Here is a 15,849-nt window from a genome sequence, read left to right as displayed (position 1 = left end):
AACACTCCTTGCCTGCCGCCGCATCCGGCGGATCGAGACTGCTGAGGGGTAGCTTAGCGTACAAAATAGGGTTGCCTAACCTTCATAAGGTAACCCTATTCTCGACGCGCGCGCTCGCCGCACAGCGCACCATCGCCCGTGACCTGACCCGGGGCCATTCCCGTGCCAGCACCACCAGGTGATCGAACTCGGCAGCGACATCCCGGCTGTCCGGCAAATTACGTTTCGCGCCAACCGAACCCACAGACGCCCTGCCTCTCGAGGATTTGACGAACGCAGCGCGGGCCATCTGCGTGGCATACGCTCCGATGTGCCGTTCTAATGGCTCACCCGCCGGGACGTATTGCCTCAGGTGCTGGAGTGCGTCCTGGATTTCGACGAGCATCCGATGAGCTCGGCGTACTCGGTGCCTGCGCCGGATTCCTCGAAAGCCGCGCCGACCGCCGACCAGGTCAGGGCCCAGTTGACCAGGCGGTCCGGGAAGGTCTCGTCGACGAGCAACGACCTTGCGCCGGTGACGATGCCGACGAAGGCTTTGACCGGTACGGTCAGCCACAGTGGCGCAAGCGAGTTCACTGACTCGGGACCCGGTGATCGCGGACCGCCACACTCGCACGCCGCCACTCGCGCGACAGGGCAAGAAGGTGGCCGATGTCGGTGGACAGATCGCCACCGACGACGTGGAAAACACCGAATGCGGGAGCGGACCCGCTCGGCACCGCACCGCCGGCCTTCTCGTTTGCTGCATGGGCGAGCAGCCGGGCATAGTCCGAGATGCTCGCATTCTCGTGTCTGATTTCCGGCGGTGCGTACTGTCGCAGGTGCAGCAGGGCGTCTCGGATCTCGACGATCATTCGGTACAGCCGAGTGCTCGGCTCGAGCTGTCCGGTGTCGGCGGACCGCAGCGCTATCTCCGGCACGGTGTCGGTGAGGTCGCGCCACAGGGGGTGCAGCGCACGCAAGTCCCGGCCGGTGCGATCCAAGCCGAGCCGTACCAGGCCCAGATTCAACAGCGGTACCGCCGTCACGGTCGCAACCAGGAGACCGAATCCGCAGGACAGCACACCCCATTGCGCCGCAGGACCGACAGGTGCCACCCGGTCGCCGAGTTGCAGCAGGCTCAGCGCCGCAGCATAGAACCAGCCGATCCCGAGCGTCAGCAGACCGCCATAGGCGAACACCTCGCGCACGCCGCGCTGGATGCGTAACTCCCGCAAGCACGCTCGCGTCAGGTGTATGCCTGCCGCGACCGTGGGCAGATTGAAGATTGTCCAGTAGACGATCGCAGGTAACCAGAAGCCCGGCCAGGGGTGGTCCTCCGGCAGACCGATCAACACGACCACGCAGCCCGCGAGCGCGGCGGTGAGGTCGTAGCGCCACTGCCGGTGCTCGGCGATTGTCGGGTCGGCGCCGCCGAACAGTCGAGCGAGACCGTACAGATTCGCCAGCGTCAACGGACAGACAGCCAGAAAGATCAGGTGAGCCACGGCGTGTGCGCCGCACGCAAATCCGGCCTGGGCGATGAACATGGCGATGCTCAGCCAGGCCAGCGCGCGGTTGATCAGTCGGTTTGCCACCGTGTCGTGCAGGAGTATCCAGCGCGCCACGGCGACTCCGCAGACTGCTGCGACCCCGAGGATCACGAGCCACGTCGGCGCCGGCCTGGACATCGGGCGCCCCCACACAGATTGCTCGGACTGATCGGTGTGGTCCGATCCTATGTCATCGAGGAAACCGCCGGCGCCCCTCCGGCCCGGCGCATGCCGAAGGGCCGGTCGAACACCCGGGGATCAGTGTTCGAGGGCGGCAGCCAGTGCGGCGATGCCGCGCTGCCAGAGGTGGGTCAGGCGGTCGGCCTCCGCGGCCGTGAACAGGGCATCGCTCCAGCGCCAGTTGGTGCTGAGTTGCGGACCGTCCGGCGTGGTTCCGATGGCCGCGATGACGTCGAGGGCGTAGCGCAGCGGCAGGTCCGGCTCCGGGTCGAGCGGGAGCGCCGCGTTGCGCGGGCCGGTAAGCAGCGACCATGGTTGGCCAGTGCTGCCGCTGAGGTCGACCCGGCCCAGGTAGTTGAACTCGACCTGAGGTTCGGCCGCCGTCAACAGTTCCGGCGTGCGGTTGAAGTAGCGGAGCAGGCCGTAGTCCAGGCCCTGCTGCGGAATCGCGCTGAGGTGCGCGGTCACCGAATCCAACAGCGCCCGTGCGGCGTTCGGATCCGCCTCGGCGCGGGCCACATCGATCGCCGCCGCGCCCACACCGAGCCGGACCGGGAACACGCTGGTGAACCAGCCGAGGGTGTTCGCGGTGTCGGTGCCGAGGACGGCGTCGGCGCGACCGTGGCCCTCCAATGCGATGAGCGCTCCGGAGGCCGGATCCTGCTCGCGTTCTCGCCGCCACGCGGCCAGTGTCATGGCCAGTGCGGCGAGCAGGAATTCGCGGACGCCCTCCTCCTTGGTCAGGTTGGCGAGCACGCGCACGGTGATCTCGACCGGCGTGACCGCGGAGGTAACCCGCAGTGAGGACCACGTATCGATGGCCGGGGCCGGATGCCGGGTGCCGAGCGCCGGATCCGGCTCTCGGACCTGCCCGCCCCAATAGTCACGCTGGGCAAGCACTTCCGGCTCCGTGGCGCGCTGCCACATCAGCCGCGACCAGCGGCGGTAAGAGGTGAACTCCGGCAACGTCTTCGGAGCGGCACCGGATTCGACCGCCTGCCACGCCTCGGCAGCACCGCCGAGCATGATGTGCCAGGAAACGACATCGACCGCCAGGTGATGCACCGCCAGCAATAGGATGTCGCCCTGCTCTACGCCGGTGAACCAGACCGCCCGGACCATGTCGCCCGTGCGCGGGTCTATCTCGTCGGTCACCCGGCGCGCAGCATCCGCTATGGCCGTATCGATCTCGGCATCCGTAGCACCCGCCAGATCGACCCTGGTCAGTAGATCGGCGGCGCGGACGGTGCCGGGTTCGCGAGTGACCAGGCGCGGCCCGTCCGGGGTGTCCACCAGCCTGGACCGCAGCGTGTCATGCCCGTCGAGCAATGCCTGGAGCACGGATTCGGTTACCGCATGGTCTATTCCGGCGGGCACCTGGAGCAGCGCGGTCTGGGTGAAGCGGCGGAAGTTGCCGTGCTCGTACATCCAGGAGACGATGGGCAGCGGCAACACCTCGCCGTAGTCGCCGCCCTCGACGGGTCCGGCGACGACCGCCGCGGTGTCGACCGCGGCAGCGAGTTCGCGGATGGTCGGGATGGCCAGCACCATGCGCGGGCGCAGCACGATGCCACGCCTGCGGGCCTTGTTCACCAGTGAGATGGCGACAATGCTGTCCACGCCGAGCGCGAAGAAATCGTCGTCGATGCCCGAGACCTGGCCGTCGAACAGCTCGGCGAAGACCTCGCACAGGGTGCGCTCGGTATCGGTGGTCGCGGCCATGGCGCTCGTGGTCGCACCACCGGACAACGCCTGCTCGGCCAATCGATCCAGTGCGTGGCCGTCGAGTTTGCCGTTCGCGTTCACCGGCAGGTCGGCGAGCACTACGATCCGGGCCGGAACCATGTACGCGGGCAAGCGTTCCGAGAGGGCGGCACGCAATCTGCCGGTTTCACCGTCGCGATCTGCCCGGCAGCCAACGAATCCGACGAGACTCGCGCCACCTGCGCGGCGCACCACGGTGACCGCGGCGGTGTCGACGCCGGGCAGCTTACGGAGTGCGGTCTCGATCTCGCCGATCTCTATGCGGTAGCCGCGGATCTTCACCTGAGCGTCGGCGCGTCCGAGGTAGGCGAAACCGCCGTGCGTGAGCCGTCGCACCATGTCACCGGTGCGATACATGCGCTGTCCCGGCCGGAACGGGTCGGCCACGAAACGGTCGGCGGTGACGGCGGGTTTGCCGATGTAGCCGCGCGCCAATTGCGGGCCGGACAGGTACAACTCACCGACCACGCCGTGCGGTACCGGCCGCAGCATGGAATCGAAGACATAGCCGGACATTCCGGCGTTCGGGATGCCGATCGTCGGCGTCGCGAAATCTCCGACCGGGGCGACCACGGCCTCGACAGTGGTCTCCGTCGGCCCGTAACAGTTGTAGACAGCGGTGCCCGACAGCGCCCGCAGCCGCGCCCATAGCGCGGTATCGATCGCCTCGCCACCCAGCGCCAGCACCGGCAACTCGCGCTCGAGCAGCCCGGCCGCGGTGAGCTGCGCGAGCATCGAGGGCGTGGTGTCGATCATGTCGACGGCACGCTCGGCGATGCCTTCGACCAGGCGGTGCGCATCACGCATCTCCTCCGCGTCGAACAGGTGCAGCGCCTGGCCTCCCAGGAAACCCACCATCGGCTGCCAGGAGGCGTCGAAGCTCAGCGACCAGGCGTGCGCGATGCGCAGCGGGCGGCCGAGCCGGGCCACGGCCGGACGATAGAAACGGTCGCGGTGATCGGCGAAATAGCTGGTCACCGCTGCGTTCGTGCCCGCTACGCCCTTCGGTTCACCGGTCGATCCAGAGGTGAAGATCAGGTAGGCGCAGTGCTCCGGGTGTCGAGCCACCGTGGGTGCGACCGGTTCGCGTCGCGAAATGCGTTCGGCTACGGCGGGATCGTCGAGTACCAGTGCGGACAGCGCGGGAATGATCTGCCCGCGGCAGCTGCCCACGGTGAGGGCAAGCACCGGCCGCGCTTGGCGCAGAATGGATTCGATCCGAGCGGCGGGCAACGAGATATCCACCGGGACGTAGGCGCCGCCCGCACCCGACACGGCGAGGATCGCGATGATCGACTGTGCAGAACGCGGCAGCACCAGAGCCACTACGGTTTCCGGACCGACGCCGTGTCCGGTCAGCTCCGCGGCCAATCTGCAGGCCTCGGCGTGCAGACCGGCGTAGGTGTAGCGCTCCCCCGCGGTGGTGGTCAGCGCCGGTGCATCCGGCGTGGCCAGGACCTGCCGCTCGAACAACTCCCACACTGTGGCCGTGTTCGGAGCTTCTGCCGTTGCGGCCGTTCGGAATTCGATGTGCTCCGCCGCAGTCAGGATATCCAGGCCGTCCGGGGTAGCATCGCCGATCTCGGGCAGTTGCCGCAGCACCGCGCACATCCACTCGCCGATTTCCGCGGCCGAGAAATGCGGCAGCGCTTCGGGAATGGCCTCGATCAGCACAAGCAGATCGCCGTCGCTCAAATGCGACACCACCGTCAGCGGATAGTGCGCGAGGCTTTCCATCTCGATCGGCCGGAAGCGTGCGCCATCGGGCGCGGTGACCTCGCGGATGGCATCGTCGATGGGCGCGTTCTCGAAGACGAAGAGCGTGTCGAACAGCGCTCCGTACCCGGCCGCACGCTGCACTGCCGAAAGGCTCAGATAGCCGATATCGCGCATGGCGGCCGATTCCCGCTGCAGCCGCGCGCACTGCTCCAGCACGGTGGCCGTGCGATCCAGATGGTGGACCACCGGCACCGTGTTGATGAATAGCCCGACCATGCCCTCCACCCCGGCAAGCTGCTCGGGCCGACCGGAAATGATGGTGCCGAAGACGATGTCGCGACGGTCGGTGAGCCTGCCGAGCAGCAAGGTCCAGGCGAACTGAACCACGGTGTTCAAGGTCAGCCCGTGCCCGCGCGCCCACTGCTGCAGGCGTGTGGTCTCCGCCGCGTCCAGGCGCACTGCGGTCTTCTCGGGCACGGTGCCCCGGGCGGCGGTAGCGCCGTCGGCGATCATCAGCGGACCACTGAGCCCGCCCAGGTACCGGGCCCACTCGGCGGTGGTGGCCGCGGTGTCCTGCGCGCCGAGCCAGCCGATGTAGTCGCGGTACGGACGCGGGTTCGGCAGGCCGTCCCGCGAACCACCCGCCTGGTAGACCGCGAGCAGTTCGGTGTAGAACACCGCGACCGCCCAGCCGTCCATCAGGATGTGATGCACGGTGAGAATCATCCGGCGCATCGACTCGCCCGGCACCGCGAGCAGTACGACGCGCAGGGCCGGGCCCCGGCTCAGGTCGAAGGGGCGGCGGCGCTCCGACTCCGCGATCGCGTCGAATTCGGTGGGCCGCGCGGTCCTTTCGGACCACGGCATCGCGGCGTGCGCGGGCACGATCTGCACCGGCTCAGGCACGTCGCGATCCCAGAACGCGGCGCGCAGGTTTGGATGCCGGTCCAGCATGGCCTGCGCGCTTCGGCGCAGCAGCTCGACGTTCAGCGGGCCGTCGATGTCCACCACGAACTGCATGGTGTAGAGATCGATGCCGTTCCCGCTCATCCGGGACAGTGAGAACAATCCCTCCTGCAGCGGGCTGAGCGCCAGAATGTCCTCGATTTGCGGCGGAGCGGCGGTCACGACTGCGCCTGCCAGGAGGCGGTGAGCGCGGCCAGGGCGTCGGCATCCAGGCCGGACGCGCTCATCGGCGCGTGCTCCTGCTGTGCCGCGGCTTCCGAATTCGATGCGGCCGCAGGCTGATCCGCGGCCGCATCGACCGCGGCGGCCAGCTCGGCCACCGTCATGTATTCGAAGACCAACTGCGGGGTAAGCGCCAGGCCCAACGCGGCGGCGCGGGCCGACCACTGGATGGAGATCACACTGTCGCCGCCGAGCGCGAAGAAATTGTCGTCGGGATCCACATCGGAGATGTCGAGGAGCTCCTCCAGCAGTGCGATCAGCGTGTGCTCGGTCTCCGCCGAGCCGCCGGTGGCACTGCGCGGAGGATCCTCGGCCGCCGCGACCGGTGGCGCCAGCAGCCGTTCCAGGTCGGCGACCGGCAGCACCTCGAGCTCGGTTACGGTGCGATCCGGTGCGGTGGCGTACGCGTCCAGGGTCGCCGCCAGCGCGTCGGCGATGAGCCGGGCGGTCGCCGGATCGTAGAGATCGGCGTTGACCACGACCCGCACGTCTACGCCGCCGTCGGCGGTCACATTCAGACTCAGGTTCAGGTCGAGGAACGAGATGTCGAAGTCGACCGGCAGCACCGACACCGTCGTCGCGCCCGCCACGGTGAGCTCGCGCGGACGCGGCGCCCAGTCCGCACCTCGGAAGTGGATCATGCTCTGGAACAGCGGATTCCGGGACCGCGAGCGCGCCGGGTTGAGCGCTTCCACCAGTCGCTCGATGGGCAGCTCCTGGTGTCCGTGGGCGTCCAGCACCACATCGCGGCTGCGTGCGATCGTGTCGCCGAGGGTCGGATCCCCGGACAGATCATTGCGCAGCACGAGCATGTTGGCGAACAGCCCGAACATGGCGCCGGTGGCCGGTTCGACCCGGGACGCGACCGGGGTGCCCAGCGCGATGTCGGTGCCGCCGCCGAGCTTGTGCAGCAGGGTCGCGACCACGGCCTGGTAGACCATGAATTCGCTGACGCCGCGCTGTTCGGCGAGCGCCTCGAGGCCGTCGCGGCGGGCCGCGGGGAGGGTGAAGGCCGCCACCTCGCCACGCTTGCCGAGCACCCGTGGGCGCGGCCGATCCGGCGCCACCGAGATCTCGTCGGGCAGCCCGGCGAGCACACCGCGCCAGTGCTCCAGCTCGGCCCGGCCGAACGGACTCGGCGCGCCGGTCTGGCCCGGGTCGAACGCATCCCGTTGCCACAGTGCGTAATCCGCGAACTGTATCGGCAGCGGCGCCCGCTGCGGCGCCTGCCCCTCGGACCGTGCCCGGTAGGCCGCGATCAGATCGTCCAGGAAGATGCCGAGGGAGGCGTGGTCGGAAACGATGTGGTGCACCAGCAGCGACAGCACATGTGTCCGCGGGTCGAGCACCAGCAGAGTCGGGCGGATCAGCGGCTCGGACTCGAGCACGAACGGGTAGCCGCGCAGCCGCGCCAGCTCGGCGTCAAGGCCGTCCGGCGTGGTCTCTACGATCCGCAGCGGCACCTCCAGCACCGGATGCACGAGCTGGTACGGAACACCGTCCTGCTCCGGGAAATTGGTGCGCAGTGCCTCGTGCCGGGCCACCACGTCGTTGATCGCGGCAGCCAGCGCGGGCGCGTCCAGCGGGCCGTCGAACCGCATCACGAACGGCATGTTGCCGACCTCGCTCGCGCCCTCCATCCGATACTGGAACCACATGGCCAGCTGCGAGTAGGACAGCGGAATCCGTTCGGGACGTAAGGCTTCGGTGAGCGGCGGGCGCTGCGACACCGGCCCTGCGGCGGGCGCCGGTTCGGTCTCGGCGAGTTCGTCGGAGTCCATCGCGTCGAGGTCGATGCCGAACTCGTCGCGGAACTGGGCGACCAGCCGGGCCGCGAGCTTGGCCGGTGCCGGGGTGTCGAAGATGACGCGCACGTCCAGCTCGACGCCGAATTCGGCCCGGATCTTCGCGACCAGCCGGGCCGCGAGCAGCGAGTGACCGCCGAGTTCGAAGAACGAGTCGTCGGCGCCGACCCGCTCCAGCGTAAACAACTGGGCGTAGATCGCGCACATTCGGCGCTCGGTCGCCGTCGCGGGCTCGCGGTAGCTGCGCGCCACGGCGGGGGTCGGCGCGGGCAGCGCCCGCTTATCGAGCTTGCCGTTGACGGTCAGCGGGATCTCCGGGATGACCGCGAAAGCACTGGGCACCATGTACTCCGGCAGCACCGCCACCGCGTGCTCCCGGACCTGCTCCAGATCGACTTCGGCGGAACCGCTTTCACCGGTCGCGGGCACCACGTAGGCGGCCAGCACGGGTCCGACGGCGGGGTCCTCGGCGACGATCACGACGCAGTGCCCGACCGAGGGATGGGTCGCGATTGCGGCATCGACCTCGCCGAGCTCGATCCGGAAGCCGCGCACCTTGACCTGCTCGTCGGCGCGTCCGACGAACTCCAGCTCACCGAAGACATTGCGGCGCACCAGATCTCCGGAGCGATACAGCCGCTCCCCCGGGTTGAACGGATCACCGACGAAACGCTGGGCGCTCAGCGCCGGACGCCCGAGGTAGCCGCGGGCCAGCTGGGCGCCGCCCAGGTACAGCTCACCGACCACCCCGGCCGGCACGAGTTGCAGCGCGTCGTCCAGCACGTAGGTGCAGACATTGCGGTTCGGGATGCCGATCGGCACCACGCCGGTACCCTGCGGTCCCTCGACCGACATGTGGGTCGAGCAGACCACCGCCTCGGTCGGGCCGTAGTGGTTGCGCAACTCCGCGTCGAAGACCCCGGCGAACTTGTCCGCCACCTCGCCGGGCAGCGCCTCGCCACCCACCGGAACATGGCGCAGCGCACGCCATTCGCTCACCTCCGGCAGCAGCAGGAAGGTGCTCAGCATGGACGGCACCATGTGCAGCACGGTGACGCCGCGGCGCGTGATCAGGTCGGCGACGTAGCGAATGTCGCGGAATGCGTCCGGCTTCGGCACGATCAGCCGCGCGCCCAGCCCCAGCGTGACGAAAATGTCCAGCAGCGAGGCATCGAAACTCACCGAGGACGACTGCAGCAGCCGATCCTGCTCGGTCATCCCCCATTCGGCGATGAAGCCTTCGATGTGCTCGGCAATCGCGTGGTGCGGCACCGGGACACCCTTGGGCTTACCGGTGGAGCCGGAGGTGTAGATGACGTAGGCGAGATGCCCTGGCAACAGCGGCCGCAGCCGGTCGGCATCGGTGGGTGCGGCGTCCGGCAGGTCGGCCGCGGCCGACTCGGCGGCATCCAACTCCACCCGGCCGAGCACCAGTCGGGGCCGGGCGTCCTCGACCAGATAGTCGATGCGGTCGTCCGGGTAGGCGGGGTCGATCGGAAGGTAGGCCGCACCCGCCTTCATGACACCGAGCAGCGCGACGATGAATTCGATCGAGGTGCTCATGCGCAGCCCGACGATGTCCTCGGTGCCGATGCCCTGGTCGATCAGCCAGTGCGCCAAGCGGTTCGCGCGCCGGTGCAGCTGCGCGTAGGTCAGCTCGGCGGTGTCTGAGACCAGTGCGAGGGTGTCCGGCCGATGCTCCGCGGCGGATTCCAGCAGCGCGACCATGGTGGTCGCAGGCGCGGCCACCAGCTCTCCGCGCGACTGCTCCAGGATGGTGGCACGATCGGCCGCGCCGAGCATATCGAGATCGCCCAGCCTCCGGCCAGGTTCGGCCAGCGCGCTGTCCAGCAGCTGAACGTAGTGCGCGAGTAGTTGATCGACGAGCGGTTCGGCGAGCACGTCGATCTGGTATTCGATTTCGAGCAGGGCGCCCGTCGGATCGAGCACCACGGCCAGCGCCAGCGGCACCTGCGCGGTCGGCGCGCCGAGCTCCAGCGCCCGCGCGGTAACGCCGTCCAGGGCGAATCCGTCGGCGCTCTTACGCACGCTGAACCCGAGGCGGACCAGCTGATCCATGCCGTCCCGGCCCGCAATCCGCTCCGGATTCGCCTCGCGGACAACGCGATCGATGCCGACATCCTGGTGTGCGAAGCCACCGAGGCAGGTTTCGCGCACCGCGTCGACGAAGGTAGCGAAGGTGTCGGTGGGACGTACGGTGGCACGCACCAGCAGGGTGTTGCCGAAGTAGCCGATGAGGCGCTCGGCTGCGGCGCGGCGCGCGGTGACCGGGATGGAGACCAGGAAATCCGGCGCGGCGGTATATCGGTGGATCAATACGTCGAACGCGGCCAGCAGCACCATGAACGGGGTCGCGGACCACTCGCGGGCGAATGCGTCCACCCGGGCGACGAGTTCGGCGGGCAGCGCGCGGGTGCGGCGCTCGGCCTGCTTGGACGGCGCGGCGGCAGCCGAGCCGGGTAGCTCCAGCGGCTGGGGCAGCGGGCGCAGCGTGGAACACCAGTAGTCGATATCGGCCTCGGCGGGTTCGGCCGGACCGTCGAGCACCTCGACGGCGACGAATCGACCGGTGTCGCTCACGCTCTCACGCCCGTTGTAGGCCGCGTTCAGCTCAGTGAAGAACACCGCCCAGGAGTCGTCGTCCCAGCAGATGTGGTGCACGACCAGCACGAGCACGAATTCCTCCGTACCGGTATGTGCCAGCGTGACCCGAAGTGGCAATTCGGCAGCCAGGTCGAAGGGCCTGCCGAACTCGCGCCGGGCCAGCACCTCGATCCGCCGCTCGCGGCCCGATTCGGGCAGATCCATCAGATCGTGTGACTGCCAGTCGATCTCCGAGGTCTCCTGGAACACCTGGTACGGCTCGCCCTCGGCGTCGACACCGTAGGTGGTGCGCAGGATGTCGTGCCTGGCGACCACGCCGTTGACGGCGGCGCGCAGCCGTGCCTCGTCCAGCGCCCCGGTCAGCCGGTAGGACACGCAGATATTGAGGGTGGTGTCCGCGGCGTCCCTGGTCTGCAGGAACCACATCCGGCGCTGGCCCGCGGAGAGCGGGTAGCGCTCGCCTGCGCGGACCCGCGGGATCGGGCTCGCGGCGGAATCCGCTGCGGCCAGCCCGCTTTCGCGCAGGCGCTGCTGCATGAGCAGCTTGCGGCGGTCGAGCACGGAGAGGTTCGTGCCATCGGTGTGCGACATGAATCTGCCCCTAGCCCTAGTTGGTGTTCTCTGCCATCAGCAGCACGACATCGTTTAGCGATGCGCCGCCCAGAATCGCTGCGACCGGCAGGTCGCGGTCCAGCTCCGCCTTGATCCGCTTGCGGAAATCCAACGCCTGCAGCGAATCCAGGCCGAGCGCCACCAACGGGACAGAGCCGTCGATGGATTCGGTACCGTCGGTGCCCATCACCTTGCCCAGCTGCCGCAGGACCTGGTCGGACAGCGAGACATCGACTGCGGCCGCCGCACTCGACTGCTCGGCAACGGGCTGCGCCGCGACGGTGTCTGCCACCGTCAGCGCCGGCGTGAGCAGCTCCACCCGCGCCAGTATGTCGGTCAGCAGCGGACCCCAGCCGACCGCTGAGATGATGTCGGACAGCTGCGCCCAATCGGCGGCCATCACGAGACGGTTTCCGGGCCGGCCGATTTCGGCATGCGCGGTGAAACCGACGGCGAGGGCATCGCGCGGGTCCATGGAGACGCCACCCGCGGCGGTGATCCGGTCGAGGCCGACCGCATGCAGCGGTCCTTCGAGATCCCAGATTCCCCACTGCACCGCAACAGCATTCGCGCCCGAGAACCGCAACCGGGTCGCCAGCACGTCGAGCATCCGATTGACGGTGGAGTACAGAATCTGTCCCCGGCCGCCGAAGATGGCCGCCGCGGAAGAACAGATGATGATTCGGCAATCGTCGGCAAGCGGAAGCAGCCGGAGGAGATGATCGGTGCCGATGATTTTCGAGCTCGCCATCTCGAGCACCTTCTCGGTGGTGATGTCTGCGAGTTCGGCGCCCACATAGTTCACCGCGGCGTGTACGAGCATGGTGGCAGGCGTGGCCATGTGGGCGGCGGCGAGCCGTCGCACGCTGGATTCATCGCTGACATCGCAGGCGGCGACGATCACTTCGGCACCGATTTCCCGGATGGCCCGCAATCGACCCGCGACCGCCTCGGTTTCGCCCGAGCGGCTCAGCAGAGTGATGCGCTCGGCACCGCGACGGGCGAGGTATTCGGCGAACTTCAGGCCTAAAGTCCCGGTGCCGCCGACGATTACGACGTGCTCGAGGTCTCGGGGGTCCGGCGTCTCTGTCGGGCGCGCGGAATCCACTTCGAGCCGCTTGGCGTAGAGCCCGCCGCCGCGCAGCGCGAGTTGCGCCTCGTCCTTGGTGTGCAAGGCGAGCACGATGGTCGCGGCTCGCGCGGCATCCGAATCGCCCGCTCCCAGATCGAGATGACGGAACGCGGTACCGATGTTCTCTAGACCGATGCAGCGGAATCCGGCGGACACCGCGCCGTGGAACAAATGCGGCGCGGGATCTTCGGCTACCACCGACTCGCCGCCGATGGTCACCAGCCAGCAGTCAACGACGGTCGGGTCGATGGCGGGCAGCCACCGAGAGGCGTAGAAATCGGAGATCTCGTGGACCGCGGCGGGTGCGTCCTGGTCCGGGAGTTCGGGCAGCAGGACGACCACCGAGTCGTAGTCCGCGATGGCCGCAGGCTTGTCCGAGTCATAGACCGTCGCGCTCGCGCCATGGTTGTACGCCGCGGCGCACACTGCCGCGGCCAGTTCGCCGCAACGCCCGGTGTGGTCAACGACCAACAGGCTGCGCGGCGACACCAGGGACCGACGCTCGAGCCGTACCCAGTTCTCGGCAAACCGGGTCGGGCGCTGACCGTGGTCGGCTTCGGTTGACCCGCTCGACACGGTCGCCGATTGGTTCGAGGCCCACAGCTGCTGGCGGTTCATCACCGTGTTCGGGAAATCGCGCAATGGTAATTCCACTGTGCTCGAACCGGATTCGGTGCGCAGCGCATCCCATCGGTAGTTCAGGTCGTGCACCGCCACGGTGGCCACGTTCCTGGTGAACTCCCGCAGCCCTTCGGCGGTGCGCAGTGAAGTGCCGATGACCCGGAAGTCCTTGGCGGGCATCGACTTGGGCACCAGGGTCAGGTTCTCCTGCAAGGCCAGCTGCAGCATCGGATGCTCGGCGATCTCGATCAGGGTGTCCACCCCGTCGCCGGCCGCCGCGACCACCGCGCGATCGAATCGCACTCGGTTGCGCAGGTTCCAGTACCAGTAGTGCCGATGTGTCAGGTCGGGCGTGATGGGAGCGCCGAGCGTCGCTCCGTAGCTGGGAATTTCGGTGACGGCAAAATGGCTGCTGCTCATCTCGTCGTTGAGCACGGCCTCCAGATCGGTCCGGTACTCGCTGACAATCGAGGTGTGCGCGGGATACGCGACCCGGATTTCCTTGGCGAACTGACCGCGCGAGTTCGCGAGCGCCACCATCTCGACGATGGTGGCGCGGTCACCGGAGATGGCCAGAATGTGCGGGGAGTTGATCACCGACAGCTCGGCCCAGCCGGAATGCCTGGCCAGCAAGGCCTCACAGGCATCGCGATCCATGCCGAGTACGGCCATCGAGAAACCACCCGGCGACATCCGGCCGACCAGCTTGGCGCGGTGGGTCACGGCCAGCACCGCGTCGCGCAACGTCATGATGCCCGAGACCGCACCGGCCGCCAGCTCACCCTGGCTGTGCCCGATGGTGGCGCCCGGCGTGACACCGGCCGCCCGCCACATGGCGGCCAGGCCGACCATATGGAACATCAACGCAGGCTGAACTTCCCACACTGTGTCGTCGAACCGGCCTGCGTTCCCGAGCAGGTAGTGCATGGGCTTGTCGTCACCGAACCGTTCCAGGTGGATCGTGGCACACTCGTCGATCGTGGCCCGATATTCCTGCGAGATCTCGTAATACAGTGCCCCCATGCCGGGCCGCTGACTGCCCTGGCCGGGAAATACGAACCCGACCCGGCGGGCGGTCGCCGCACCGTCCCCGGCGATCACGGCAGGATGCGCGGTTTCCTCGAGGACCGCGCGTAGCGCCTCGAGCAGTTCCTCGCGGGTGCGCACCAAGGCGAGCACCCGCTGGCGGCGCGGAACGCGAGTGCGAAACAGCATGTCCGCCAACTGATTCGGCGACACCCGATGGTGGTTCTCGAGGTAGCCGAGGATCGCGGCGGCCTCGGCACGCAACCCCTCGGCCGTATCGGAGGACAGCAACACCGGGATGGTGCCGTCCGGCATCTGGTAGCTAGACATCGGAATCCTCCTCCAGCACCGGCATGCCGATGATCGCGTGCGCATTCGTACCCGCGACGCCGAACGAGGACACGGCGCCGTAACGCATGCCGTCAACCGGTTCCCACGCATCGAACTCGAGGGCCAGCTGCAAACCGGTTTTATCCCAATCGATTTCGGTCGTCGGGTTGTCACCCCACAGCGTCGGCGCGATCTGGCCGTTGGCTCCGCACAACAGCACCTTGATCAGGCCGAGCATCCCCGAGGCGGCCTGGGCGTGACCGACATTGGATTTGACCGAGCCGAGCAGCGCGCGACCGGACCCGTATGTCCTGCTCAGCGCGGTCAGCTCGAGCGGGTCTCCGACCGGTGTCCCGGTGCCGTGGCCTTCGATCAGACCGACCAGCTCCGGCGCAATGTCGGCAACGGCCAGCGTGTCGCGAACCAGACGTTCCTGGGCGGCGGCACTCGGAACGGCCAGCGGTGCGCCCTTGCCGTTGTGGTTGATCCGCGAACCGAGCAGGCGGCCGTAGATCCGGTGCCCCAGTTCGCGAGCCCGGGATTCATGCTCCAGCACCACAACTCCGGCGCCCTCACCCCAGAGAGTGCCGGTTGCGTCTGCCGCGTAGGGACGGCAGTGGCCATCCGTAGCCAGCGCATTGTTCTTCGAGAACTCGTAGAAGGCGCCGGGTGAGCCCATGACACAAACCCCACCGGCCAACGCCCAGTCGCACTCCCCCGCACGAATCGCGGCGGCGGCCTGATGAACCGCGGTCAATGACGAGGCGCAGGCCGTGTCCACACTGACCGACGGCCCGATCAGACCGAGTCCGTGCGAGATCCGGCCCGCGACCGCGCCGAGGGCGGTACCGGTCGCCCGGTACCCGCTGTACTCGTTCACGCTTGCGACGCCGGGCCCGTACTCGGTGGCGGAGACACCCATCCACACACCGGCCTGCATGCTCTCCAGCGCACCCGGATTGAGTCCGGCATGCTCCAACGCCCGCCAGGCGACCCGCATGCCCACCCGCTGCTGCGGATCCATTGCGACCGCCTCGCGCGGGGTGATCCCGAAGAACATCGGATCGAATTCCGTGGCACCATCGAGGAACCCACCGGCGTCGCGCACCGGCGACCAGCCGTCGATCCGGCCCAGCGAAAGCAACTCCTCGACCGGCCATTCCCGATCGCGCGGGAACGGGCCGATCATCTCTCGGGACTCCGAGAGCATCGACCAGAAGGCGGGCAGCGTGTCGATCCCCCCAGGCGCCTCGACGGCCATTCCGACGACGACGATCGGATCGTCGGTAGTGGATGTGCTCATCATGTCCTCTGT

At 68.2% G+C, this 15,849-nt stretch carries 7 protein-coding genes; all 7 read right to left on the bottom strand.

The window, feature by feature from the left end; translation table 11 throughout:
- Positions 1-82 precede the first annotated feature (82 nt).
- Positions 83-385, bottom strand: a complete 303-nt coding sequence (locus OHQ90_RS39350) for a DUF6545 domain-containing protein (RefSeq protein WP_442941357.1) — start codon at positions 383-385, stop codon at positions 83-85.
- Positions 349-576: a hypothetical protein gene (locus tag OHQ90_RS09500; RefSeq protein WP_328409194.1), complete on the bottom strand. Its 228-nt coding sequence runs from the start codon at positions 574-576 to the stop codon at positions 349-351. The genes OHQ90_RS39350 and OHQ90_RS09500 overlap by 37 nt, the downstream gene beginning before the upstream one ends.
- On the bottom strand, positions 573-1,670 hold the full coding sequence (locus OHQ90_RS09495) for an MAB_1171c family putative transporter (RefSeq protein ID WP_328409192.1): 1,098 nt from the start codon (positions 1,668-1,670) through the stop codon (positions 573-575). The genes OHQ90_RS09500 and OHQ90_RS09495 overlap by 4 nt, the downstream gene beginning before the upstream one ends.
- A 120-nt stretch (positions 1,671-1,790) precedes the next feature.
- On the bottom strand, positions 1,791-6,323 hold the full coding sequence (locus OHQ90_RS09490; protein ID WP_328409190.1) for a non-ribosomal peptide synthetase: 4,533 nt from the start codon (positions 6,321-6,323) through the stop codon (positions 1,791-1,793).
- Positions 6,320-11,404 (bottom strand): non-ribosomal peptide synthetase, encoded by a 5,085-nt coding sequence (locus OHQ90_RS09485; protein ID WP_328409188.1) that lies wholly within the window; start codon positions 11,402-11,404, stop codon positions 6,320-6,322. Before OHQ90_RS09485 ends, OHQ90_RS09490 begins: the two co-directional genes overlap by 4 nt.
- A gap of 16 nt (positions 11,405-11,420) precedes the next feature.
- Positions 11,421-14,534, bottom strand: coding sequence for a nocobactin polyketide synthase NbtC (gene nbtC, locus OHQ90_RS09480; protein WP_328409186.1), 3,114 nt, complete (start codon positions 14,532-14,534; stop codon positions 11,421-11,423).
- On the bottom strand, positions 14,527-15,837 hold the full coding sequence (locus OHQ90_RS09475) for a beta-ketoacyl [acyl carrier protein] synthase domain-containing protein (RefSeq protein WP_328412738.1): 1,311 nt from the start codon (positions 15,835-15,837) through the stop codon (positions 14,527-14,529). The genes nbtC and OHQ90_RS09475 overlap by 8 nt, the downstream gene beginning before the upstream one ends.
- Positions 15,838-15,849 lie beyond the last annotated feature (12 nt).

The organism is Nocardia sp. NBC_00403 (assembly GCF_036046055.1).
In the GTDB taxonomy this organism is placed as follows: domain Bacteria; phylum Actinomycetota; class Actinomycetes; order Mycobacteriales; family Mycobacteriaceae; genus Nocardia.
Note: the sequence above shows the minus strand (reverse complement) of the source record. Positions and strands in the feature narration are given on the sequence as shown.